This window comes from Comamonas sp. CAH-2 (genome assembly GCF_009668305.1).
In the GTDB taxonomy this organism is placed as follows: Bacteria; Pseudomonadota; Gammaproteobacteria; order Burkholderiales; family Burkholderiaceae_C; genus Comamonas; species Comamonas aquatica.
Genome location: NZ_VSWF01000025.1, coordinates 29,952 through 50,952, shown reverse-complemented (window position 1 = coordinate 50,952; position 21,001 = coordinate 29,952). Strand labels below are relative to the sequence as shown.

The window sequence follows — 21,001 nt, the reverse complement described above, 5'->3', positions numbered from 1 at the left end:
CACCCGCCCCGGCCCGCGTGGCCCAGGCCACCCCCGCGAGCCCGGCGCCCGCGGCCACCCCGCCTGCGCCTGCCGCCCCGGCCGCCGCCGTGGTCGAGAAGGCCGACAAGACCGAGAAGGCCAAGGAAGGCCCCTCGGCCCACCAGCAGGCCGTCGACGCGGTGGAAAAGGCCGTGCTGGCCTGGGCCAAGGCCTGGGAGCAGCAGAACATCAACGCCTACTACGCGGCCTACAGCCCCCGCTTCGATCCCCAGGGCGGCACCCTGGCGGCCTGGAAGCAGGAGCGCAAGGACCGCATCGTGGGCCGCGACGCCATCACCGTGGCGGTGCGCAACCTGAAGGTCACGCTGGACGGCGACAAGGCGTCAGCCAGCTTCCAGCAGTACTACGCCTCCGGCAGCTACAAGGCCACCACCCGCAAGACCCTGCGCATGCAGCGCGAGGGCAACCAGTGGCGCATCGTCCGAGAAGAAACAGGCCGCTAATGTCCCGCGATCCGATCCGTAGCCCCTTGCCCACCCTCCGCCCGCGCTGGCTGGCCACCTGCCTGGCCGGCGCCGCGCTGGCTGGCAGCCTGGGCTGGACCTCCACCGTCTGGGCCTCCTCGCAGGCCCAGGAGCTGGCGCGTGCCGAACAGCGCTTGGTCGCCATCCTGGCGCAGATCGAGCGCCGCGAAATCAACGCCGCCCTGCGCGCCGTCGCCGAGCTGACCGAGGAGGTGCCCAACTTCCGCGCCGCCCAGTTGCTCTATGCCGACCTGCTGCGCATGCGCACCGGCAGCGGCCCCATGGGCGCCCAGCTGGCCCAGACGCAGACCACGCCCAGCATCAGCAACCGCAGCGTGGCCGACCAGAGCATTGCCCCGCCCGAGTTCTTCCAGGGCCTGCAAAGTGAGCTGCAGCGCCGCCGCCAGGCCGCGGTCGACCTGCCGCCGCCGGGCATGATCCCCAGCAACTTCCTGCACCTGAGCCCCTCGGTGCGGCATGCGATCGCCGTGGATGCCAGCCGCTCGCGGCTGTACGTGTTCGCCAACGGCCCGCAGGGCATGGAGCTGATCTCCAACTTCTACGTCACCGTGGGCCGCAACGGCGTGCACAAGCGCGCCGAAGGCGACCAGCGCACACCGCTGGGCGTGTACTTCGTCGGCCGCCAGATCCCTGGCGAGAAGCTGCCCGAGCTGTATGGCAAGGGCGCGCTGACGGTCAACTACCCCAACGACTGGGACCGCCTGCAGGGCCGCACCGGCAGCGGCATCTGGCTGCATGGCGTGCCCTCCGACCAGTTCGCGCGCGTGCCCCAGGCCAGCGATGGCTGCGTGGTGCTGTCCAACCCGGACATCAGCTTCCTGATGGAGTCCATCGACCGCCGCACGCCGGTGCTGATCGCGGAAAAGCTGGACTGGGTCACCCCGCAGTGGACCACCCAGCAGCACAAGCAGGACAGCTTCATGCAGGGCCTGGAGCAGTGGCAGGCGGCCTGGCGCCAGGGCGACACGCAGCGCCTGTCGGCGCTGTACAGCGCCGAGCTGGCCGGGGCCGAGCCGCTGAGCAAGCGCCGCAGCCGCCTGTCCTCGTACGGCCCGCTGGCCAACCTGGCGATCGATGACATGTCGGTCTACAACTGGCGCGAGGCCGCTGGCGAGATCCGCATCGTCAACCTGCATGTGGCCACCAAGGGCGGCAACAGCCCCACCGTGCGCCAGTACTGGCGCAAGCAGGACGGGCGCTGGCAGATCTTCTCGGAAGATGTGCTGAGCTGAGAACCACGCGCCGCGCGACACCCCGCAAAAAAGCCCGCTCGCATCGCGCCAGCGGGCTTTTTGGTATCCGGCCCAGGGTTGGGCCCGCTCAGGTCTTCATGCGCTGCACCAGGCGCTGGCTCTGGGCGTCCAGGCCCACCAGTTCCACCGTGCAGCCATGCTGCTGCAGGCGCTGCACCACCTTGTCCAGGGCGCCGACGGCGGTGATGTCCCAGAAATGCGCGCCGCTGACGTCGATGCGCACCGGCAGCCCGGCGACGGCGCGCACGTCGAAGCTTTCCACCAGCGCATCGGCCGAGGCAAAAAACACCTGGCCACTGACCCACCAGGTGCGCGCCCCGGTGGCCGGATCATCCGCATGGCGCACCTGCAGCATGTGCGCCACCTTGAAGGTGAAGAACACGCCCGACAGCAGCACCCCGGTGATCACGCCCGCCGCCAGGTTGTGCGTGGCGATGGTGATGGCCACCGTGGCCAGCATCACACCGCTGGACAGGCGCGGGTGGCGCACCAGGTTGCCCAGCGACTTCCAGTCGAAGGTGGAAGCTGAGACCATCACCATGATGGCCACCAAGGCCACCACCGGCACCTGCGACACCCAGTCCTTGAGCGCCACCATCAGCACCAGCAGGAACACACCAGCAAACAGCGTGGACAGGCGCCCGCGCCCGCCGTATTTCACATTGCCCACGGCCTGGCCGATCATGCCGCAGCCGGCAATGCCACCGAAGACGCTGGAGGCCATGTTGGCCAGGCCCAGGCCCGTGCATTCGCGGTTCTTGTCGCTGGGGGTGTTGGTCATCTCGTCGACCACGGCGGCGGTCAGCACCGACTCCAGCAGTCCGACCATGGCAATGGCCAGCGCCGGCAGCAAGATGATGCGCAGCGTCTCCAGGCTGGCGGGCACCGCGGGCAGGCCGAACTGCGGCAGCGCCTCGGGCAAACGCCCCAAATCGGCCACCGTGGCCACGGGCAGGCCCAGCAGCGCCGCCAACACGGTCAGCACCACCACGCAGATCAGCGGCGAGGGAATCAGGGTGAACAGCTTCAGCCCCAGGCGCTGGCCCAGCCACGGCAGGCCGTAGATCAGCAGCAGGCCCAGCGCCAGCAGGGCCCAGGTGGGCGCATTCGCCCCGTGCAGGTGCGGCAACTGGGCGGCAAAGATCAGGATGGCCAGCGCATTCACAAAGCCGGTGCGCACCGAGCTGGAGACAAAGCGCATCAGCACGCCCAGCTTGCACAGGCCAAAGACGATCTGCAGGGCCCCGGCCAGCAGGCCGGCGGCAAACAGGTAGGGCAGGCCGTGCGCCGCCACCAGCGGTGCCGCCACCAGGGCCACCGAGCCTGCCGCCGCCGACACCATGGCCGGGCGCCCGCCGAAGATGGCGATGACGATGCTGATGACAAAGGAGGCAAACAGCCCCACGGACGGATCGACCCCGGCGACGAAGGAGAAGGCGATCACCTCCGGAATCAGGGCGAAGGTGGCGACGGCGCCGGCCAGCAGTTCGCGCGGAATGCTGGGCGCCCATTCCGCACGCAGGCGGGCAAGCAGGGGCAAGGACATGGACAGATGCAACGAGCGGGGGCGGTGGGCGGAGCGTGACCTGGTGGTCACCCACAAAAAAGGAGCTGCCAGCGCTGGATATGGCTGAGTTTCAGAGATAAAACCATCTGAAACCCTTTGCATACCAGCGCCAGCAGCTCCTTTTCAAGAAGCGTGCCGGGACGGATTCCACCCCGGCGTTCCGGCATTCAGGCGATCAGGCGCCGCAGCACTTCTTGAACTTCTTGCCGCTGCCGCAGCTGCAGGCATCGTTGCGGCCGGGCTGGTCGCCCTTGACCACGGCCTCCACGCGGGGGCCGATGCTGCGCCACAGCTGGCGCAGGTCGTACACGGCCCAGATGGCTTCGCCGAACGCGTCCAGGCGCTCCTGGCTGGTGGAGGCGGGGCCTTCCTCGGCGTACAGGTTCAGCGCGGGCTCGCCGTCGTCGTCCTCGGTCAGGTCGACCACGAATTCCATGGCCGCATCCAGCATCTGCGCGGCTTCCTTGTCGCGCGGGGCGGCCCATTCCTCGGCCCAGTTTTCCACCACGAACATGAAGCCCAGGGCCCAGACCTGGGCGAAGGACGGGATCTCCTCATCGGCCAGCTCGGCACGCTCGGCCTCGGGCAGCATCAGCACGGCGCCACGGGTGTCCATGACTTCGGGCTGGAAGGCGGCCTCGTCCTGCAGGGACTTGATTTCGGTGTCCAGCTGGGTGCGCAGCTCGGCCATGCGCAGCGCGGCCAGTTCCAGGAAACGGGCCTGCTGGGCCTCGTCCAGGAAGGCTTCCAGCTTGGGCAGGGGCTGGCCTTCGGCCACGCTCAGCGCCTCGCCGTCACCCAGCAGCATGGGCAGCCATTCGGTGGCGGGGATCTCGCGACGGGTGCAGACGATGGCCGCCAGGAAGCCGTCGCAGAACTCCCACTGGGGGATTTCCTCGGCGCGCTCGCGCATGGCTTCCAGCATCGCGTCCAGCTCCTCCAGCATCTCGGTGCTCAGGGCGGATTGGGGTTCCAGGGTGTCAGGGGTATCGGTCATGGGACGGTGTCGGTGTGCGGGGGGAGGGCCGGGGCGATGGCAGGGCCGTCGCGGGGGCCGGAAGGTGGCGGCATGCGCAGGCATGCAGCGCCGTTGCCGCGCAGTGTAGCCCGCAGGCCAAGTCCGCGTCGCGCACCCTGGCGTTGTCGACCCGCGCGCAGCCCCCGGCGAACAAGGCACAATCGCCGCACCGACCACCGGCCTGCCTGCAGGCCCCTGTTTTTCTGGACCGACTGCCTGTGCCTGCTTCCGCAACCGCCACCGACTACGACGCCTTCTTGCACGCCCATGTGCACAGCCAGCCGCACAGCGTCATGCGCTACGACGTGGACGGGGAGAGCCTGTGGGTCAAACGGGCCGGCGCCACCGTGCCGGGCTGGCGCCTGCGGGTGCTGGGCGCGGCCGCCAAGGCCTTGCGCATGCCCGTGCTCACCCCCGTGCCCAACCCCGGCGGGCGCGCGGCCATGGCCATCGAGGTGGCGCGCCTGCAGGACCTGCAGCGCCGCGGCCTGCGCGTGCCCACCGTGCTGGCGCACTGTGCCGACGGCTTTGTCATGCGCCACCTGGGCGCACCCGGCCAGGCAACGCCCAACCTGGGCAATGCGATGGAAGAAGCCATGCCACGCGGCGCCCACACCGTGCTGGCACTGTGGAAGCAGGGCCTGCAGGCGATTGCCAAGGTGCATAAGGCCGGCACCTGCCTGAGCCAGGCCTTTGCGCGCAACCTGGTGCGCTGCCCCGATGGCGTGATCGGCTACATCGACTTCGAGGACGACCCGGCCGCCCACCTGCCCCTGGCTGTGTGCCAGGTCCGCGATGCCCTGTGCTATGCCCACTCCACGGCCTGGATCCTGGCGCAGGCCGGGGCGCTGGAGCCGGCGCGCGCGCAGTGGCAGGCCTGGGTCAGCACCCTGTCGCCCGACGCGCGCGAGTTGCTGCACGCCTCCATCGCGCGCATGGCATGGGCCGGCCGCCTGCCCGACAGCCGCCGGCTGGGCCGCGACGCACAGCGCCTGCGCAGCGCCTTCGAGCTGGTGCGCGCCGACCGCTGAGCCCCCGCCGGTCACCGGCCACAGACCGGCCCATGCCGCACGGCACCAAGCGGCGCCAGCATGGCGGATGCGGCCACCCCACACCGGCGAGCAACTGAACGACCGCTGGTCGGAAAAATAACATAGCACTCAACGCAATAGCAATAAGCTATTTTGTGCTTTTTGACCGTTGATCGCCCCCCGTGCGCGATAGCGACCGTCACCGGGAATCCCTAGGATCGAGCGCTTTGCCGCCCTGCTGGGACCCATGACGCAAGACCACTTCGATCCCCCGCTGCTGATTCGCGAGCTGCAATCGCGCACCGTGAGCCTGGAACTCACCCCGTTCTTCTACAACGCCGGGGGCGAGCCCTGCTACCTGGACCGGCTGCCCCCCGAGGCCACGCTGATCCAGCCCGCGCCCTGCAACCCCCAGGCCCAGGCAGGCCGTCCCTACACCGTGCGCGGCCTGCGCAACACCAAGCTGTCGCCCGGCTTTGGCGTAGAGTACGAGCTGGACCTGGCCGCCGAGGAGGTGGTGTTCGAGCCGCTGTGGGCCACCGCGGAGCATGCCGCCGCCTTCGGCATCACCGTCATCCAGCCCGGCCAGGGGCTGCGCATTGACAGCCGCTTCCCCGAGCTGCAGCACATGCACCTGGAGTACGGCGTGTTTGCCGGCCACTGGTCGCCCTACCAGGGCACGCAAAACCGCCTGTGCACCACCATCTGCACCGACCTGGAACACCACGACTTCCCGCACCTCTTCATCTCCTGCGACCCGGTCAAGCCCCTGGTGCTGAGCGTGGCGCGCTACTGGCCCGCCGAAGGCCGCATCTGCATGGCCGACCTGTGGATCCCGCAGGGCTGGAGCGTGTTCCTGCCGGCGCAGCCCGGCAGCGCCACGGCCCCCTGCGTGGACCTGCACAACAACCGGAACTCGGCACGCGCCTGCTGGGGCGACCTGTTCCAGGACCGCGTGCACACCCAGACCCTGCTGCGCGAGAACGACGACTCCTTCCGCTGGTACTGGAACCCGCTGCCCACGGTGCACAGCCGTCCGCCCGCGCAGGCGCCGCAGCACAGCGCCTGAGCCCGGAGGTCGCGCCCCATGCCCCAGCTGCCCCCACCCCAGCCCTTCGACCAGGACGATATCTACCGCACGCTGCTGGAGTCCACCCAGGCCATCCCCTGGAAGATCGACTGGGCCAGCCAGCGCTACGTCTACGTCGGCCCCCAGATCGAGGCATTGCTGGGCTGGCGCACCGACGACTGGGGCACAGTGCAGGACTGGATCGACCGCATCCACCCCGACGAGCGCGACCAGGTGGTCCGCCGCTGTGTGGAGCTGTCGCAGGCCGGCGTCGACCACGAGGCCGACTACCGCGCGCTGACGGCCGACCAGCGCTATGTCTGGGTGCGCGAGACGGTGCACGTGCTGCGCAATGCGCAGGGCGGCACCGAGGCCCTGGTCGGCTTCATCTTCGACATCCACGAGCGCAAGCAGACCGAGCAAAGGCTGCTGGCACTGCAGCGCGAACTGCAGGCCCTGTCCTACCAGGACAGCCTGACCCGCGTGGCCAACCGCCGCCGTTTCGACGAGGCGCTGGAGCAGGCCTGGACCCAGGCCCAGGCCACGCAGACGCCGCTGTCGCTGCTGGTGCTGGACATCGACTTCTTCAAACAGCTCAACGACTGCTACGGCCACCAGACCGGCGACCAGGCCCTGGTCCAGGTGGCACAGGCGCTGGCCCAGGTCTGCGACAAGTGCAACGACCTGGTGGCGCGCTATGGCGGCGAGGAGTTCGTGGTGCTGCTGCCCAAGGTGGGCCTGGACATCGCCCGGCAGGTGGCCGAGCGCTTTCGCCGCCTGCTGCAGGAGCAGGCCATTCCCCACGCCCGCTCGCCCTTCGGCCAGCAGGTCACGGTCAGCATCGGCGCGGGCAGCCTGGTGCCGCAGCCCGGCCAGGATTGCGCCGGCTTCGTGCACGCAGTGGACCAACTGCTGTACGCAGCCAAGAACGCCGGACGCAACCGCGTGGTCGCGCAGGCGGTGCTGCTGTAGACCGCTCAGTCATCGCAAAAGATAGCACCCTGCGCTCACTACACCTCGGCCAGCGACCGATTAGGTACAGCATCACCCAGCGCCTGGGGGGCATGAAAAAAGCCCCGCTGAGCGGGGCTTCGGGGTCGGGCAGCGCGCTCGGCCTCAGGCCTTGGCGGGCACGGCATCCAGCGCCGGCAGGGGCTTGCCATCCAGCGCAGCGTGCAGGCGTTCCATGTCCACGCCCTTCTCCCAGCGCGAGACGACCACGGTGGCCACGGCGTTGCCGATGAAGTTGGTCAGCGAACGGCACTCGGACATGAAGCGGTCCACGCCCAGGATCAGGGCCATGCCGGCCACGGGCACTTCGGGCACCACGGCCAAGGTGGCGGCCAGGGTGATGAAGCCCGCGCCGGTCACGCCGGCCGCGCCCTTGGACGACAGCATGGCGACCAGCAGCAGCGCGATCTGGTGACCCAGCGTCAGCTCGGTGTTGGTGGCCTGGGCGATGAACAGCGCCGCCAGCGTCATGTAGATGTTGGTGCCGTCCAGATTGAACGAGTAGCCGGTGGGCACCACCAGGCCGACCACGGACTTCTTGCAGCCGGCCTTTTCCATCTTTTCCATCAGCGAAGGCAGGGCCGATTCGGACGACGAAGTGCCCAGCACCAGCAGCAGCTCTTCCTTCAGGTAGCGGATCAGCTTGATCACCGAGAAGCCGCAGGCACGCGCCACGGCGCCCAGGACCACCAGCACGAAGATGGCCGAGGTGATGTAGAAGGTCAGCACCAGCTCGGCCAGGTTCAGCAGCGAACCCAGGCCGAACTTGCCGATGGTGAAGGCCATGGCGCCGAAGGCACCGATGGGGGCGGCCTTCATCACGATGTTCACCAGCTTGAACACGGGCTTGGTCAGGGCTTCGAAGAAGTTCAGCACGGGCTTGCCGGCATCGCCCACCATGGCCAGCGACACGCCGAACAGTACGGCCACCAGCAGCACCTGCAGGATGTTGTCACCGACGAACGGGCTGATCAGGGTCTTGGGGATGATGTCCATCACGAAGCCGACCAGCGTCATGTCGTGCGACTTGGCCACGAAGCCCTGCACGGCCTTCTGGTCCAGGTCGGCGGGGTTGATGTTCATGCCCGCACCGGGCTGAAACACGTTGGCCACCACCAAGCCCACCACCAGCGCCAGCGTGGAGAAGGTCAGGAAGTACGCCATGGCCTTGCCGAACACGCGGCCCACGGTGGACAGCTGGGTCATGCCGGCGATGCCAGTGACGATGGTCAGGAAGATCACCGGCGCGATGATCATCTTGATCAGCTTGATGAAGGCATCGCCCAGCGGCTTCATGGCCTCGCCATAGGCGGGCTCGAAATAGCCCAGCAGCACGCCGATGATGATGGCGGCAACCACTTGGAAATACAGCTGGCGGTAGAACGGCAGCTTCAGGGTGTTCATTGCTTCAGCGGGGACGGCATGCATGCGAGGTGTTCCGGAAGTCCAAAAAAACGCACCCGGGGGTGCAACTGCCGGGGTTGTACTGCTGCGCCGCGCCCACGCCGATAACCTATTGGTATTAGAGGCCCCCTTTTTGCTGCAAGAAAGCCGCTTTTCTACGTAGAAATACGAACGATTTCACCCCCTGCCCAGCACCCGCCACGCACGCCCAGACGCCCGAACGGGCACACTGGAGGCCATGTTGTTCCCCCTTCGCCGCCGCACCGTCTGGACCGTCGCCACCTTGCTGCTGGGCATGCTGCTGAGCATGCTGACCGCGGGCTGGCTGACCTGGGAGCGGACCCTGCTGGCCGAGAGCGAGAACTACCTGCGCCAGCTCGCGGTGCGCGCCCAGGGGCTAACCCAGCGCGTGGACCGCTACCGCACCCTGCCCGAGGTGCTGTCCCTGGACAACGAGCTGCGCGCCGCGCTGCAGCACCCGCTGTCGGCGGGCGATGTGAACTACCTGAACCGCAAGCTGGAGCGGGCCAACGGCGCCAGCCAGGCCTCCACCCTGACCCTGATCGACCGCCATGGCATTGCCGTGGCCGCCAGCAACTGGCGCTCGCCGCGCAACAACGTGGGCGAGGACTACAACTTCCGCCCCTACGTGCAGCAGGCCCTGACCACGGGCAGCGGGCGCTTCTACGGCATCGGCACCACCACCGGCGAGCCCGGTTACTTCCTGTCGCAGGCCATCTACGACGAGGGGGGCCAGGTGATCGGCCTGGTGGCCATCAAGATCGCCCTGCATGAGCTGGAGCGACAGTGGCTGCGCACCACCGACGTGGTGGTGGTGGCCGATGAGCACGGCGTGATTTTCCTGACCAGCCGCGAATCCTGGCGCTACCGGCTGCTGCAGCCGCTTTCATCCGAGGACCTGGCCATGCTGGCCGCCACGCGCCAGTACGAGGGCCAGACCCTGACGCCACTGCACTTCGACGTGCGCAAGCAGTTGGACAACGGCGGCCAGCTGGTGCGCCTGCGCGACAGCGACCTGCCGGGCCGCATGCTGCTGCAGACGCTGGAGCTGCCGCACAGCGGCTGGAAGATGCACCTGCTGCACGACATCCGCACCAGCCTGCAGACCAGCATCTGGGCGGCTGCCGCGGCCGGCGGCCTGTGGCTGGCCAGTGGGCTGCTGGTGCTGTTCGTGCGCCAGCGCCAGCGCCTGGCCCGCGTGCGCCAGCGCAGCCGCCAGGAGCTGGAGACCGTGCTGCGCCAGCACGCGCAGGAGCTGCGCACCGCCCAGGACGGCATCGTCCAGGCCGCCAAGCAGGCCGACACCGGCCTGTCGCGCAGCCTAGAGCACCTGCCCCAGGGCGTGGTCATCATCGACGCCGAACTGAACCTGGTGGCCTGGAATTCACGCTACCTGCAGCTGTTCCGCTACCCGTCCGAGCTGCTGCAGGTGGGCCGCCCGATCGAGGACCTGCTGCGCTACAACGCCCGCCGTGGCCTGCTGGGCCCGGCGCCGATGGAAGAGGCCATCCAGCGCCGCCTGCAGCACCTGCGCAGCGGCAAGCCCCACCTGCATGAAAGCGCCAAGGACGACGGCACGGTGCTGGAGATCCGCGGCAACCCGCTGCCGGACGGCGGCTTCGTCACCAGCTACGCCGACATCACCAGCTACAAGAACGCCGCGCGCGAGCTGCGGTCGCTGGCCGATGCGCTGGAGCAGCGCATCGTGGAGCGCACCCGCGACCTGGCCGCCGCCAAGCGCGAGGCCGAAGAGGCCAACCGCTACAAGACCCGCTTCGTCAACGCCGCCGTGCACGACCTGCTGCAGCCGCTGAACGCCGCACGCATGTTCACCAGCCTGCTGCCGGCCCATGTGCGCGACGAGGCCGGGCGCCACGTGGTCGACAGCATCGAGGCGGCCCTGGCCTCGCAGGACGCCATCCTGACCAGCCTGCTGGACATCGCCCGCATGGAATCGGGCCAGCTGGAGGTGCACGTGCGCGACTTCACGCTGGATGCCTTGCTGCACGTGGTGCACAACAACTTCGCCATGCTGGCGCAAAGCGAAGGCCTGCAGCTGCGCACGCGCCCCGGCCACTACGTGGTGCGCAGCGACGAGGCCTTGCTGCGCCGCATCGTGCAGAACTTCGTCTCCAACGCCATCCGCTACTCGCGCCGCGGCCGCATCCTGGTGGGCTGCCGCCGCGAGGGCCAGTTCCTGCGCATCGAGGTGCACGACCAGGGCCCGGGCATCCCGCTGAGCCTGCAAAAGGAAATCTTCGAGGAGTTCCGCCGCCTGGACGAAGGCCACGCCGACGACCGCGGCACCGGCCTGGGACTGGCCATCGTGGAGCGCCTGGGCCGGCTGCTGGGCCACGAGATCGGCCTGCGCTCCGAGGTCGGCCAGGGCAGCGTCTTCTGGGTCAAGGTGCCGCTGGGTGACCGCGCCGCGCTGCAGCCCACGGCCCGCCCGCAGGTCACCGTCCACACCGACGATGCGCCGCTGCAGGGCGGCGTCGCCTGGTACGTGGACGACGACCCCGGCACCTGCAGCGCCACCGGCGCCCTGCTGGAGCGCTGGGGCTGCCATGTGCCGTTCGCCGGCGGCCCGCACGAAGCGCTGGCCCTGGCCGGCCCCGACAGCGTGCCCCAGCTGCTGCTGTTGGACGTGCACCTGGGCGGCGACCTGTACGGCCCCGAGGTCTACGCCCAGCTGTGTGAACGCTGGGGCCAGACCCCGCCGGTGATCCTGGTCACGGCCGAGCGCGATGCCTCGCTGCGCCGCCAGGCCGCGGAAAAGGGCTGGGGCTTTCTGGCCAAGCCGGTGCGCCCCCCGGCCCTGCGCGCCCTGATGAGCCAGATGCTGCTGCGCATCCGCGAAGGCTGAGGCCCGGCGCCACGGCGCCGCAGATGATGCACAGGCTTTCAGGCCTCCAGCGCTGATGCAGCCTGCGCCGGCAGCTCTGTTTTTTGCGTGCAGACGCAACAGGGCCTGTGCGACGGACAGGCCTGCGTACCGCAGGGCCGTCCCTACAATCTGCGGCATATTGGCCCCCGGCCTTTTCCCTACCTTGCAGATGCAATTGCTCGACACCCTCAAAACCTGGGCCCGACGCCTCAAGCGCGACGGCCTGACCCTGTGGTTCGCCGGCCGGCACCCGAACACGCCCTGGCATGCCAAGGCCCTGGGCGTGCTGGTCGTCGCCTACGCCCTGAGCCCGATCGATCTGATCCCGGACTTCATCCCGGTGCTGGGCTTTGTCGACGACGTCCTGCTGCTGCCGGGGCTGATCTGGCTGAGCCTGCGGCTGCTGCCGCCGCCCGTGCTGGCGGCCTGCCGCGCCCAGGCAGAGGCCTGGATGCACACCACGGGCCGCAAGCCCCGCAGCACCGCCGGTGCCGTGGCCATCGTGCTGCTGTGGCTGGCCGCCGCCGTGGCGGCCTGGCTGTGGTGGCGCGCACGCACTGGCGGCGGCGCCTAGCCCCTCACTTCACGTACGAGCGCAGCACCTTCACCACCAGGTCCAGGTCCTGGGCGCGCTGGGCCTCGGGCACGTCCGGCGCGCCCAGGTGTTCGCGCACATGGCCCTCCAGCACCTCCAGCATCAGGCCGTTGACGGCCCCACGGACCGCCGCCAGCTGCTGCAGGATGACCGCACAGTCCTCGGCGTTCTCCAGCGCGCGCTCCAGCGCCTCGGTCTGGCCTTTGATGCGCCGGATGCGGGCCAGCAAGGGTTTTCGGTTCTGCAGGGTGTGTGACATGGCCCCTATTCTAGGGGTGACAATATACTGGGGTACAGTATAAAAATGCACACCGATTCCATAACCCTGAATCCCTTGTCACCCAGCCCCCGGTCCCACAGCCACCGCTTCGACACGGGCAACCCCTTGGCGGAAAAGAACACCACGCTGGCGGTCTGGCTGACCCTGTCCATGATGGTGCTGGAGATCGGCGGCGGCTACTACTTCCACTCCATGGCGCTGCTGGCCGACGGCTGGCACATGAGTTCGCACGCCCTGGCGCTGGGCCTGTCGGTGGGGGCCTATGTGGCGGCGCGGCGCCTGGCGGGCGACCGCCGTTTCGCCTTCGGCACCTGGAAGCTGGAAGTGCTGGCGGGCTACACCAGCGCCATCCTGCTGCTGTTCGTCGCCGGCTGGATGGCGGTGCAGTCCCTGGACCGGCTGCGCGCGCCCCTGGCCATCGATTACGCCCAGGCCATCGCCCTGGCCGGCCTGGGCCTGGCGGTGAATCTGGCCTGCGCCTGGCTGCTGCGCGGCGGCCACCACCACCATCATCATCATGGTCACGATCACGGTCATGACCACGGGCACCACCCCGTCGGCCACGCCGATGACCACGCGCCCGAAGACCTGAACCTGCGCGCGGCCTACCTGCACGTGGTCGCAGACGCGGCCACCTCGGTGCTGGCCATCCTGGCCCTGCTGGGCGGCATGCTCTGGGGCGCGGCCTGGCTGGACCCGGCCATGGGCCTGGTCGGTGCGGTGCTGGTGGCCGTCTGGGCCCTGGGCCTGCTGCGCGACAGCAGCCGGGTGCTGCTGGACGCCGAGATGGATGCGCCCGTGGTGCAGGAGATCCGTGACGTCCTGGCGGCCGCGCCGCAGCCGGTGGTGCTGACCGACCTGCATGTCTGGCGCGTGGGCAAGGGCCTGTACGCCTGCATCGTGGCCCTGGAGGCGCGCGACGGCGTGACGCCCGACGCCATCCGCCAGCAGCTCGCCATCCACGAGGAGCTGGTGCACATCACGGTGGAGATCAACCCGGCGCCGCCGGCACTGAGGCCGATGGAAGCGGAGCAGCCTGCGCAGCCACGGCCCCGCCCCGCAGCACCCTAAAAAGCAGAGCTGCCCACGCTGATTCCACCTGGGCCCACGGCTTATTTCATGCGAATCTGCGCTGACCCGGCCCGCCGCCTAGAAGCGGATGTGCACGGAAGGTGCGCTGCGCTGGGCTTCGCCGTGAAACACGGCCTCGATGTTGTTGCCATCGGGGTCCAGCACAAAGGCCGCGTAGTAGCCCGGGTGGTAGGCGCGCTCCCCGGGAGCGCCGTGGTCGCGGCCACCGTGGGCCAGCGCGGCCTGGTAGAAGGCATCGACCATGGCCCGGTCCCGGGCCTGGAAGGCCAGGTGGTGGCGCCCGGTCAGCTGGCCCAGCGCGGCCTCGCTGTCGGCACCGGTCACAAACAGCTCGTCCGCCCAGAAGTAGCCCTCCCCCGTGCCGCCCAGGGGCACCTCCAGCGCCGCCAGCACGGCGGTGTAGAAGGCCTGGGTGCGCGGCAGGTCGCGCACCACCAGCTGCACATGGTCGATCAGGCGACCCCGGTGGATCTCGTTGATTTGCATACCGTACTCCGGTGAAACAGGGATGGCCCACTGTAGCGCCAGGGCCGGCACGCCTCAAGCCAGCCTGCCCGGCCCGCCAGTACCACCCGCGCGCCTGCCACCGGGTGCCGCAAGCCGCGTGTCAGCCATTCGCCCCCCTGGCGCGTTGAGGGAGGAGAACAACACCTAACACACCCTCTGGATAGTGACTTCCCGCAATACCGCCCTGGACCACGTCAAGGCCGTGGCCTGCTTGGTCATCGTCTGCCACCACCTGGCTTTCTACGGCCCCATGTCCGACGTGCTGCGCCCGCTGTGGCCCGGCCTGCTGGGCTGGCTGGACGAGTATGGGCGCATGGCCGTGCAGCTGTTCCTGGTGCTGGGCGGCTATTGGGCCGCCGCCGCGCTGGCGCCCCAGGGCCAGGCCCGGCATGCCGACATCGGTCCGGTGCTGGGCAAGCGCTTCGTGCGCCTGTGCCTGCCCTACAGCGCCGCCCTGGCCTGCGCCATCGTGGTCAACGAGGTGGTGCGCAGCTGGGGCTTTGACCACGATTCAGTCTCCGCCACGCCGACCTGGGATGCGGTGCTGGCCCACCTGCTGCTGGTGCAAAGCCTGGGCGATTGGGAAGCCCTGTCGGCCGGCGTCTGGTACGTGGCCATCGACTTCCAGCTCTACGCCCTGTGCCTGGTCTGGCTGTGGTGCAGCCGCCGCCTGCCACGCTGGCCCGCGCTGGGCCAGACCGGTCTGGTGCTGGCCACGGCCGCCTCGCTGTGGGTCTGGAACCTGGACAGCAGCCTGGATGTGTGGGCGCTGTACTTCCTCGGCGCCTACGGCCTGGGCATGATGGCCTGGTGGGCCACGCACAAGCCCCACCCCTGGCAGCGCTGGGGCTGGGTGGCACTGATGCTGCTGCTGACCGGCAGCGCCCTGCTGCTGGAGTGGCGCACCCGCATCGCCATCGCCGGCGTCACGGCCCTGGCGCTGGTGCTGCAGGGCCTGTGGTTGCCCGCCGGCCGCTGGCCGCAATGGCCGCTGCTGACCTGGATGGGCCAGCGCTCCTACGCCATCTTCCTGATCCACTTCCCCACCAGCCTGCTGGTGAACGCCCTGGTCACCCTGCACTGGCCCCAGAGCGTGACCGCCAATGCCCTGGGCCTGCTGGCGGCCGTGCTGCTATCGGTGCTGGCCGGCGCCCAGCTGTTCCGCTGGACCGAACAGGCCACGCCCACCTGGCAGCTGTGGCGCAACTGGCAGCTGGGCGTGCTGGCCACCGGCTGGGTGGCCGCCACGCTCTGAGCGGCGCTTCGCACTCGCCTCAGTCCGGCGCTGCGGGCGGTGCATCCACCGGCCGGGGCACGTGCACAGCCATCAAGGCCACCACCCAGTCGATGAAGGCCCGCAAGGCCGCACTCACGTGGCGCTGCGGCGGATAGGCGATCGACAGCGGCATGGCGGGCAGTTGCCAGTCGGCAAACAACGGCTGCAAGGCCCCGCAGGCCACGTGCGGCTGGGCCATGTAGTCGGGCACGCACACCACCCCCAGGCCGGCCAGCCCGGCCGCCAGATAGGCGTTGCCGTCGTCCACCGCGCAGACGTAGCGCGCGGGCAGGGCCACCGACTCCGCGCCCCGCCGCAGCGTGGCCACCCGCGGCTTGCCGGTGCGCGACTGCAGCAGGCCGACCATGTGGTGCCCGTCGCCGGCCAGCTGCTGCGGGTGCGCCGGGGTGCCATGGCGCTGCAGGTAGGCCGGGGCGGCATACACCCCCAGGCGCAGGCTGCCGACCTGGCGCGCCACCAGGCCGGGGCTGTCGATGCTGCCGCCGCGCAGCACGCAATCCACCCGCTCGCGCAGCAGGTCCACATTGCGGTCGCTGACGCCCAGCTCCAGTTGGATCTCCGGATAACGCGCAAAGAAGTCCGGCAGCGCCGGGATCAGCACCCGCTGCGCCAGCGGGCTGGGCACGTCCACGCGCAGGCGGCCACGGGGCTGGTGGGCCGCGCTGGAGAGCTGGGACTCGGCCTCCTCCAGCTCGGCCAGCACCCGGCACACCCGGTCGTAGTAGAGGGCACCCTGCTCCGTCAGGCGCAGCCTGCGCGTGGTGCGGTGCAAGAGCTTGACGCGCAGCCGCGCCTCGAGCTGCTGCACCAGCTGGGTCACGGTGGCGCGGCCCATGTGCAGCGTCTGCGCGGCCTGGGTGAAACTGCCAGCCTCCACCACACGGGCGAAGGCCTGCATGGCATCAAAACGGTCCATGGGCATTCCAGGGGCAAAGGGATTGTTGGGATTTCACAAACAGTGTTGGCACGGGTTGGCCCTCGATCTGCGGGCTCCAGATTCTTACAGTGGCTGCATTGTCCCTGCGGGACGCTATCACCCTGGATACCCCATGCACCCACCCCTGCGCGATGCTGTTTTTCCACCCGGGCGCCACGCCCTGTACGAGCGCCACCGCTACTCCCCGGCGGTGCGCTGCGGTGGCTGGCTGTTTGTCTCCGGCCAGGTCGGCAGCCGCGAAGACGGCTCGCCCGAACCCGACCTGGACGCCCAGGTGCACCGCGCCTTCCAGAACCTGCAGGCGGTGCTGCAGGCCGCCGGCTGCAGCTTTGACGATGTGGTCGATGTCACGGTCTTCCTCGTCGATCCGCCACAGCAGCTCGAACGCATCTGGCGCATCCTGCCCCACTACTGGGGCGAGGCGCCCTACCCCGCGCTAACCGGCGTCGGCGTCACCTGGCTGTCCGGTTTCATCTTGGAAATCAAGGTCATCGCCAAGCTGCCCCCGGAGACTCAAAAACCAGAGCTGTAGGCGCTTGACAGCATTGGGCAAACACCCAAAAACACCAATGAAAGGTGGCCCCGCCTGGGGCCTGCGCCACTCAGGCCTCGCGGTCGTTTTCCAGGCTTTTGACCAGCACCGCGGCCTGGGTGCGGGAGTAGCAGGCCAGCTTCTTCAGGATGGCCGTGACATGCACCTTGACGGTGTTCTCGGCCAGCCCCAGCTCGTGCGCGATCTGCTTGTTCAGCAGGCCATCGGCAATGCACAGCAGCACGCGGAACTGCTGCGGCGTGAGCTGGGCCAGGCGCGCCGCCAGCTCGGCGTCGGCCTCAGAGCGCTCCGCCGCCATCGGCGGAAACCAGCTGCCACCGTCCAGCACCGCCGCCACGGCGGCCGCGATGTCTTCGGCCGGGGCCGATTTGGGGATGAAGCCCGCCGCCCCGAACTGCTGGGCCCGGCGGATGATGCGCGGGTGGTCGTTGGAGGAGATGATGACCACCGGGATCTCGGGGTACTCGCCGCGCACATGCAGCAGCGTGGAAAAGCCCCGCGCACCCGGCATGGTCAGGTCCAGCAGCACCAGCTCCACCTCGGGGTGGGCCTGCAGCGTGCTGCTCACGGTCATGGCGCTGGCGGCTTCCAGCGTCTGGTACTGCGCAAAGCGTTCGCGCAGCACGTGCAGCACCGCGGCACGGAACAGGGGATGGTCGTCGGCGACCAGCAAGGTGGGGTGGGGCATGGCGCGAGTCTGCCATGCGGGTCATATCCACACCCCCTGTCGGCGCAAACCCCCAACAAAAATGCCCCGCAGCCTGCGGCTGAAGGGCATTTGTCACTGCATTTGTCAGGCAGCCGCAGCGGCTGCCGCCAGGGCCGGATTACTGGCTGGCGATTTCCAGGTGGGCAGCGCGGGCTGCTTGGATCAACTCGATCACGGTGTTGAGGGCTTGGCGCATGACAGTCTTCTTTCTGTAAATACGAGATGCCTTGCTTGGGGGCTGTGGGCGGGCATCTCAACCACCGCACAACCTCGGGATAACCTCTAAGTGATAACCCGTAGACATAAGTATAAACCACATGCGATTTTTTTTGCACCGCAACATGCCACCTGCGCCAGGTGTGGGCATCGCGCCACAGCCCGCCGGCCTGGGCCGGGCACGCTGGTCCGGGTCTGGTCGGGGTTGCGCGGTGCTTTCGGCCTGCGTCCTACACCGCGCACGCCCTGCGCCCTTGGAGCATGCCGTCATGCGCAGGCGCGCCTGGAGGCCCCATGATCATCACCACCACCCCGAACGTGGAAGGCAAGCACATCAGCAAGTACTGCGGCGTGGTCGCGGGGGAGGTCATCCTCAGCACCGATGTGTTCAAGGACATGTTTGCCGGTATCCGCTACCTGACGGGCGGGCGCGCGGGCTCCAACGAACGCGAACTGCAAAAGGCGCGCGAACTGGCGCTGCAGGAGCTGCAGGCCCACGCCACCCAGTTGGGGGCGAACGCCGTGGTGGGCGTGGACCTGGACTACGCCATCCTGGGCACGGGGCACAGCATGCTGATGGTGTCCGCCAGCGGCACAGCCGTGGTGCTGGCCTGACCGACCCCGGCAAAGGGAGGGCCGCCGCAGCGGCTGCATTCAAGAGGGGCACCACGGTCACGCGCCGCACGGACCTGCGGGCACCCCGCGCTCACTCGGTGGCAGACAGCTTCATCAGCACCAGGCCGCTGACGATCAACACGGCCGCCAGCACGCGCGGGCCGCTGACCTGCTCGCCCAGCACCGTGATGCCAACCACGAAGGCGCCCACGGCGCCGATGCCGGTCCAGATGGTGTAGGCCGTGCCCAAGGGCAGCGTGCGCATGGCCAGTGACAGCAGGCCGAAGCTGGCGACCATGGTGACGCCGGTGATCACGCTGGGCAGCAGCCGTGTGAAGCCCTGCGACTGCTTCATGGTGTAGGCCCACACCACCTCCAACACCCCTGCCACCAACAGATACCACCATGCCATGACCCTGCTCCTTGGCGGTGCCAGGCACCGCACAGGGGCCGTCCCCGGATGTGGATTCCGCCAGGGCCGTCCCTGGTGGCACAGCGCGCGGCTGTGAAGCTGCAGCCAGTGTAGGCCGCCCCTGCGCCCGTGGCCCGCGCGCCACCCCAAGCCCGGGCAGCGCCTGGGTGGTTGCCACGCCACAGTGGCGCCCGGGCCGCGGCGCGCGCTCGCGCCCTACCTCCAGGCGCCGACGTGGGGCTGGCTGGCCTCGTCCACCAGGGACGGGCCCGTGCACTCGACCGAGAACGGCGCGGCACGGAACACGTCGCGGCAGGACAGCTCCACATCGCGCTGGTCCAGGCGCTCGCCGCGGAACACGCGCAGGCGCTGGTCGTCAATGCCATACACCACGCGGCGGATGTTGGCCCAGAAGATGGCGCCCGCGCACATCACGCAGGGCTCGCCAGAAGCGTAGAGCGTGGCCTGCTCCAGGGCCGTGCGGTCGTGGCGCTGGCAGGCCTCGCGAATGGCCTGCACCTCGGCATGCGCGGTGCAGTCGCCGGACTCGCCATTGCTGTTCCAGCCCGCGCCCAGCACCGTGCCGTCCGGCGCCACGATGACCGAGCCAAAGGGCCGGTTGCCGCGCTGGCGCGCAGTGCGCGACAGGGCAATCGCCTGGCGCAGGTAGGTGGCGTCGCGCTCGGCCACGGGCTGCTCGGCCGGGAAGGTGGCCACGGAAGGTGCTGTCACCGCGGTCATGCGCCCGCCCCTTGCTGCACGGCCGTGGGCAGAAAGCCGGTGTTCCACACGGCCTGCACCGTGGGCAGCTGTGGCAGGCCGAAGGTCTTGCCAATCTGTGCGATCTGCTGCTGCAGCACGGCCGGCTGGATGCGGCCCAGGCCAACCTGGGCGGTTTCGGCGTTCGCCAGGTAAGTGCGCGTGATGGCCCAGCGCGCGCGCTCCTGGTCGTCGCGCAGCATGGGCTCGCGGGCGCGCACCGCCGCCAGGGCTTCGGCCGGGTTGGCCAGGGCGTCCAGCAGGGCACGCTGGGTGGCGCGCAGGAAGCCGCGCACCAGCTCGGGCTTGTCCTTCATCAGTGCGGTGCTGGCCACGATGGCATTGCCGTACAGGTGCACGCCGGCCTCGGCATAGGACAGCACGCTCAGCTGCTCGGGCGGCATGCGCTGGAACAGCGACACGGCCGAGTCGTGGAAGTAGGTGGCGGCGTCCACGTCCCCGCGCACCATGACGTTGTCGCGCGCGCTGAAGTCGGTGGTCACCCATTCGAAGAAGTCGCTGCCCAGCTTTTGCTGCTCGGCCACCATGGGCCAGCTGCGGCGCGTGGATTCCACGGCCGCAGCGGCCACCTTCTTGCCCTTGAGGCTGGCCATCTGGGTGGTGATGCCCCGGTCCTTGCGGCCGATGATGACGAAGGGCGCGCGGTTGTAGTACTGGTAGACGGCCTGCACGGGCAGGCTGCCCTTGGCGTGGGCCTCGATCAGCGCGCTGATGTCGCCCAGGCCCAGGTCGTAGGCCCCGGAGGCCACGCGCGTGAGCGACGCCACCGAGCCCGCACCCACGTCGATCTGCACGTCCAGCCCCTCCTGGGCGTAGTAGCCCTTGGACGCAGCCAGGAAGAACGGTGCGGTTTGGCTGGTGACCTTGAAGTCCAGGGTGAACTTCACAGGGGTCAGGGCGGGCTTGGCCCCCTGCGCCCAGGTGTGGGCGGGCACCAGGGCCGCAGCGGCGGACAGGGAAGACACAGAGCGCAAAAAGTGGCGGCGTTGCATGGCAAAACTCCTTCATCGGGGGATGTGCTGCAAGCCGGGGCAGACGGGGTGCGCGCGCCAGGCTGGCCCACCCCGTCCACGCCGTCCTGCAGCCGTGGGGGTGAGCAATTTCCGGCGGCACGGCCAGGGCCGTGGTGTGCTGAACGCTTCTACTCAGCACCCTGCCAAGCACATCGCATGCCAGCGCGCCTTGCGACAGCGCAAAGGTGGCGCAGCGCGGCCTGGCAC

The 21,001-nt window shown here is 69.2% G+C and carries 20 protein-coding genes and 1 pseudogene; 11 read left to right on the top strand and 10 right to left on the bottom strand.

What is annotated here, in order from left to right:
- Positions 1 to 485: pseudogene (locus tag FYM52_RS18660) on the top strand (hypothetical protein); the annotation flags it as partial.
- A gap of 26 nt (positions 486 to 511) precedes the next feature.
- Positions 512 to 1,759 carry a L,D-transpeptidase family protein gene (locus FYM52_RS13460; protein WP_162524722.1) on the top strand — a complete coding sequence of 416 codons (1,248 nt, stop codon included), beginning with the start codon at positions 512 to 514 and terminating at the stop codon, positions 1,757 to 1,759.
- Between the two features lie 88 nt (positions 1,760 to 1,847).
- On the opposite strand, the gene FYM52_RS13455 is transcribed toward FYM52_RS13460, so the two are convergent.
- On the bottom strand, positions 1,848 to 3,326 hold the full coding sequence (locus tag FYM52_RS13455) for a SulP family inorganic anion transporter (RefSeq protein WP_154164470.1): 1,479 nt from the start codon (positions 3,324 to 3,326) through the stop codon (positions 1,848 to 1,850).
- A 196-nt stretch (positions 3,327 to 3,522) separates the two neighbouring features.
- A complete protein-coding gene (locus FYM52_RS13450) occupies positions 3,523 to 4,344 on the bottom strand; it encodes a YecA family protein (protein ID WP_154164469.1) in 822 nt (273 codons plus the stop codon).
- A 239-nt stretch (positions 4,345 to 4,583) separates the two neighbouring features.
- Between FYM52_RS13450 and FYM52_RS13445 the strand changes: the two genes are divergently transcribed.
- From FYM52_RS13445 to FYM52_RS13435, 3 genes are all read left to right on the top strand, one after another.
- A complete protein-coding gene (locus FYM52_RS13445) occupies positions 4,584 to 5,396 on the top strand; it encodes a hypothetical protein (RefSeq protein ID WP_162524721.1) in 813 nt (270 codons plus the stop codon).
- Positions 5,397 to 5,643: 247 nt separating this feature from the next.
- The gene (locus FYM52_RS13440; protein ID WP_154164468.1) at positions 5,644 to 6,465 is read left to right on the top strand and encodes a hypothetical protein; all 822 of its coding nucleotides are present in this window, start codon (positions 5,644 to 5,646) and stop codon (positions 6,463 to 6,465) included.
- A gap of 18 nt (positions 6,466 to 6,483) precedes the next feature.
- The gene (locus FYM52_RS13435) at positions 6,484 to 7,437 is read left to right on the top strand and encodes a sensor domain-containing diguanylate cyclase (protein ID WP_154164467.1); all 954 of its coding nucleotides are present in this window, start codon (positions 6,484 to 6,486) and stop codon (positions 7,435 to 7,437) included.
- Between the two features lie 144 nt (positions 7,438 to 7,581).
- On the opposite strand, the gene FYM52_RS13430 is transcribed toward FYM52_RS13435, so the two are convergent.
- Positions 7,582 to 8,904, bottom strand: coding sequence for a dicarboxylate/amino acid:cation symporter (locus FYM52_RS13430; protein WP_042417696.1), 1,323 nt, complete (start codon positions 8,902 to 8,904; stop codon positions 7,582 to 7,584).
- Between the two features lie 214 nt (positions 8,905 to 9,118).
- Here FYM52_RS13430 and FYM52_RS13425 point away from each other — a divergent pair, with 214 nt between their 5' ends.
- Together FYM52_RS13425 and FYM52_RS13420 are read left to right on the top strand one after the other, a co-directional pair.
- Positions 9,119 to 11,767, top strand: coding sequence for a PAS-domain containing protein (locus FYM52_RS13425; protein WP_154164466.1), 2,649 nt, complete (start codon positions 9,119 to 9,121; stop codon positions 11,765 to 11,767).
- Between the two features lie 190 nt (positions 11,768 to 11,957).
- Positions 11,958 to 12,362 (top strand): YkvA family protein, encoded by a 405-nt coding sequence (locus FYM52_RS13420; protein WP_154164465.1) that lies wholly within the window; start codon positions 11,958 to 11,960, stop codon positions 12,360 to 12,362.
- A 4-nt stretch (positions 12,363 to 12,366) separates the two neighbouring features.
- Here FYM52_RS13420 and FYM52_RS13415 read toward each other — a convergent pair whose 3' ends face one another.
- Positions 12,367 to 12,642 carry a metal/formaldehyde-sensitive transcriptional repressor gene (locus FYM52_RS13415; RefSeq protein ID WP_083215376.1) on the bottom strand — a complete coding sequence of 92 codons (276 nt, stop codon included), beginning with the start codon at positions 12,640 to 12,642 and terminating at the stop codon, positions 12,367 to 12,369.
- 45 nt (positions 12,643 to 12,687) lie between these two features.
- Between FYM52_RS13415 and dmeF the strand changes: the two genes are divergently transcribed.
- A complete protein-coding gene (dmeF, locus tag FYM52_RS13410) occupies positions 12,688 to 13,734 on the top strand; it encodes a CDF family Co(II)/Ni(II) efflux transporter DmeF (protein WP_154164464.1) in 1,047 nt (348 codons plus the stop codon).
- A gap of 78 nt (positions 13,735 to 13,812) precedes the next feature.
- Here dmeF and FYM52_RS13405 read toward each other — a convergent pair whose 3' ends face one another.
- Positions 13,813 to 14,241: a VOC family protein gene (locus FYM52_RS13405; RefSeq protein WP_154164463.1), complete on the bottom strand. Its 429-nt coding sequence runs from the start codon at positions 14,239 to 14,241 to the stop codon at positions 13,813 to 13,815.
- 184 nt (positions 14,242 to 14,425) lie between these two features.
- On the opposite strand from FYM52_RS13405, the gene FYM52_RS13400 reads away from it, so the two are divergent.
- Positions 14,426 to 15,517: an acyltransferase gene (locus FYM52_RS13400; RefSeq protein WP_231499184.1), complete on the top strand. Its 1,092-nt coding sequence runs from the start codon at positions 14,426 to 14,428 to the stop codon at positions 15,515 to 15,517.
- 19 nt (positions 15,518 to 15,536) lie between these two features.
- Here the strand turns inward: FYM52_RS13400 and FYM52_RS13395 are convergent, their stop codons facing one another.
- Complete coding sequence (locus FYM52_RS13395; protein WP_154164462.1) at positions 15,537 to 16,475, bottom strand: LysR family transcriptional regulator; 939 nt, start codon at positions 16,473 to 16,475, stop codon at positions 15,537 to 15,539.
- A gap of 133 nt (positions 16,476 to 16,608) precedes the next feature.
- Here FYM52_RS13395 and FYM52_RS13390 point away from each other — a divergent pair, with 133 nt between their 5' ends.
- A complete protein-coding gene (locus FYM52_RS13390) occupies positions 16,609 to 17,028 on the top strand; it encodes a RidA family protein (RefSeq protein WP_154164461.1) in 420 nt (139 codons plus the stop codon).
- A gap of 70 nt (positions 17,029 to 17,098) precedes the next feature.
- Here FYM52_RS13390 and FYM52_RS13385 read toward each other — a convergent pair whose 3' ends face one another.
- Positions 17,099 to 17,737, bottom strand: a complete 639-nt coding sequence (locus FYM52_RS13385; RefSeq protein WP_042417672.1) for a response regulator transcription factor — start codon at positions 17,735 to 17,737, stop codon at positions 17,099 to 17,101.
- 531 nt (positions 17,738 to 18,268) lie between these two features.
- On the opposite strand from FYM52_RS13385, the gene FYM52_RS13380 reads away from it, so the two are divergent.
- Positions 18,269 to 18,589, top strand: coding sequence for a heavy metal-binding domain-containing protein (locus FYM52_RS13380; RefSeq protein WP_154164460.1), 321 nt, complete (start codon positions 18,269 to 18,271; stop codon positions 18,587 to 18,589).
- Between the two features lie 91 nt (positions 18,590 to 18,680).
- Here the strand turns inward: FYM52_RS13380 and FYM52_RS13375 are convergent, their stop codons facing one another.
- The 3 genes from FYM52_RS13375 to FYM52_RS13365 all read right to left on the bottom strand — a co-directional run bounded on the left by FYM52_RS13375 (position 18,681) and on the right by FYM52_RS13365 (position 20,773).
- On the bottom strand, positions 18,681 to 19,001 hold the full coding sequence (locus FYM52_RS13375; RefSeq protein ID WP_154164459.1) for a multidrug efflux SMR transporter: 321 nt from the start codon (positions 18,999 to 19,001) through the stop codon (positions 18,681 to 18,683).
- Positions 19,002 to 19,217: 216 nt separating this feature from the next.
- On the bottom strand, positions 19,218 to 19,742 hold the full coding sequence (locus FYM52_RS13370) for a nucleoside deaminase (protein WP_154164458.1): 525 nt from the start codon (positions 19,740 to 19,742) through the stop codon (positions 19,218 to 19,220).
- Positions 19,739 to 20,773, bottom strand: coding sequence for an ABC transporter substrate-binding protein (locus FYM52_RS13365; protein WP_154164457.1), 1,035 nt, complete (start codon positions 20,771 to 20,773; stop codon positions 19,739 to 19,741). Before FYM52_RS13365 ends, FYM52_RS13370 begins: the two co-directional genes overlap by 4 nt.
- Positions 20,774 to 21,001 lie beyond the last annotated feature (228 nt).

Bases quoted from the DNA above. Each gene is read 5' to 3' on its own strand.
- FYM52_RS13455 (WP_154164470.1), bottom strand. From the start codon at position 3,326: ATGTCCTTGCCCCTGCTTGCCCGCCTGCGTGCGGAATGGGCGCCCAGC.
- FYM52_RS13450 (WP_154164469.1), bottom strand. From the start codon at position 4,344: ATGACCGATACCCCTGACACCCTGGAACCCCAATCCGCCCTGAGCACC.
- FYM52_RS13440 (WP_154164468.1), top strand. From the start codon at position 5,644: ATGACGCAAGACCACTTCGATCCCCCGCTGCTGATTCGCGAGCTGCAA.
- FYM52_RS13435 (WP_154164467.1), top strand. From the start codon at position 6,484: ATGCCCCAGCTGCCCCCACCCCAGCCCTTCGACCAGGACGATATCTAC.
- FYM52_RS13430 (WP_042417696.1), bottom strand. From the start codon at position 8,904: ATGCATGCCGTCCCCGCTGAAGCAATGAACACCCTGAAGCTGCCGTTC.
- FYM52_RS13425 (WP_154164466.1), top strand. From the start codon at position 9,119: ATGTTGTTCCCCCTTCGCCGCCGCACCGTCTGGACCGTCGCCACCTTG.
- FYM52_RS13420 (WP_154164465.1), top strand. From the start codon at position 11,958: ATGCAATTGCTCGACACCCTCAAAACCTGGGCCCGACGCCTCAAGCGC.
- FYM52_RS13415 (WP_083215376.1), bottom strand. From the start codon at position 12,642: ATGTCACACACCCTGCAGAACCGAAAACCCTTGCTGGCCCGCATCCGG.
- dmeF (WP_154164464.1), top strand. From the start codon at position 12,688: ATGCACACCGATTCCATAACCCTGAATCCCTTGTCACCCAGCCCCCGG.
- FYM52_RS13405 (WP_154164463.1), bottom strand. From the start codon at position 14,241: ATGCAAATCAACGAGATCCACCGGGGTCGCCTGATCGACCATGTGCAG.
- FYM52_RS13395 (WP_154164462.1), bottom strand. From the start codon at position 16,475: ATGGACCGTTTTGATGCCATGCAGGCCTTCGCCCGTGTGGTGGAGGCT.
- FYM52_RS13390 (WP_154164461.1), top strand. From the start codon at position 16,609: ATGCACCCACCCCTGCGCGATGCTGTTTTTCCACCCGGGCGCCACGCC.
- FYM52_RS13385 (WP_042417672.1), bottom strand. From the start codon at position 17,737: ATGCCCCACCCCACCTTGCTGGTCGCCGACGACCATCCCCTGTTCCGT.
- FYM52_RS13380 (WP_154164460.1), top strand. From the start codon at position 18,269: ATGATCATCACCACCACCCCGAACGTGGAAGGCAAGCACATCAGCAAG.
- FYM52_RS13375 (WP_154164459.1), bottom strand. From the start codon at position 19,001: ATGGCATGGTGGTATCTGTTGGTGGCAGGGGTGTTGGAGGTGGTGTGG.
- FYM52_RS13370 (WP_154164458.1), bottom strand. From the start codon at position 19,742: ATGACCGCGGTGACAGCACCTTCCGTGGCCACCTTCCCGGCCGAGCAG.
- FYM52_RS13365 (WP_154164457.1), bottom strand. From the start codon at position 20,773: ATGCAACGCCGCCACTTTTTGCGCTCTGTGTCTTCCCTGTCCGCCGCT.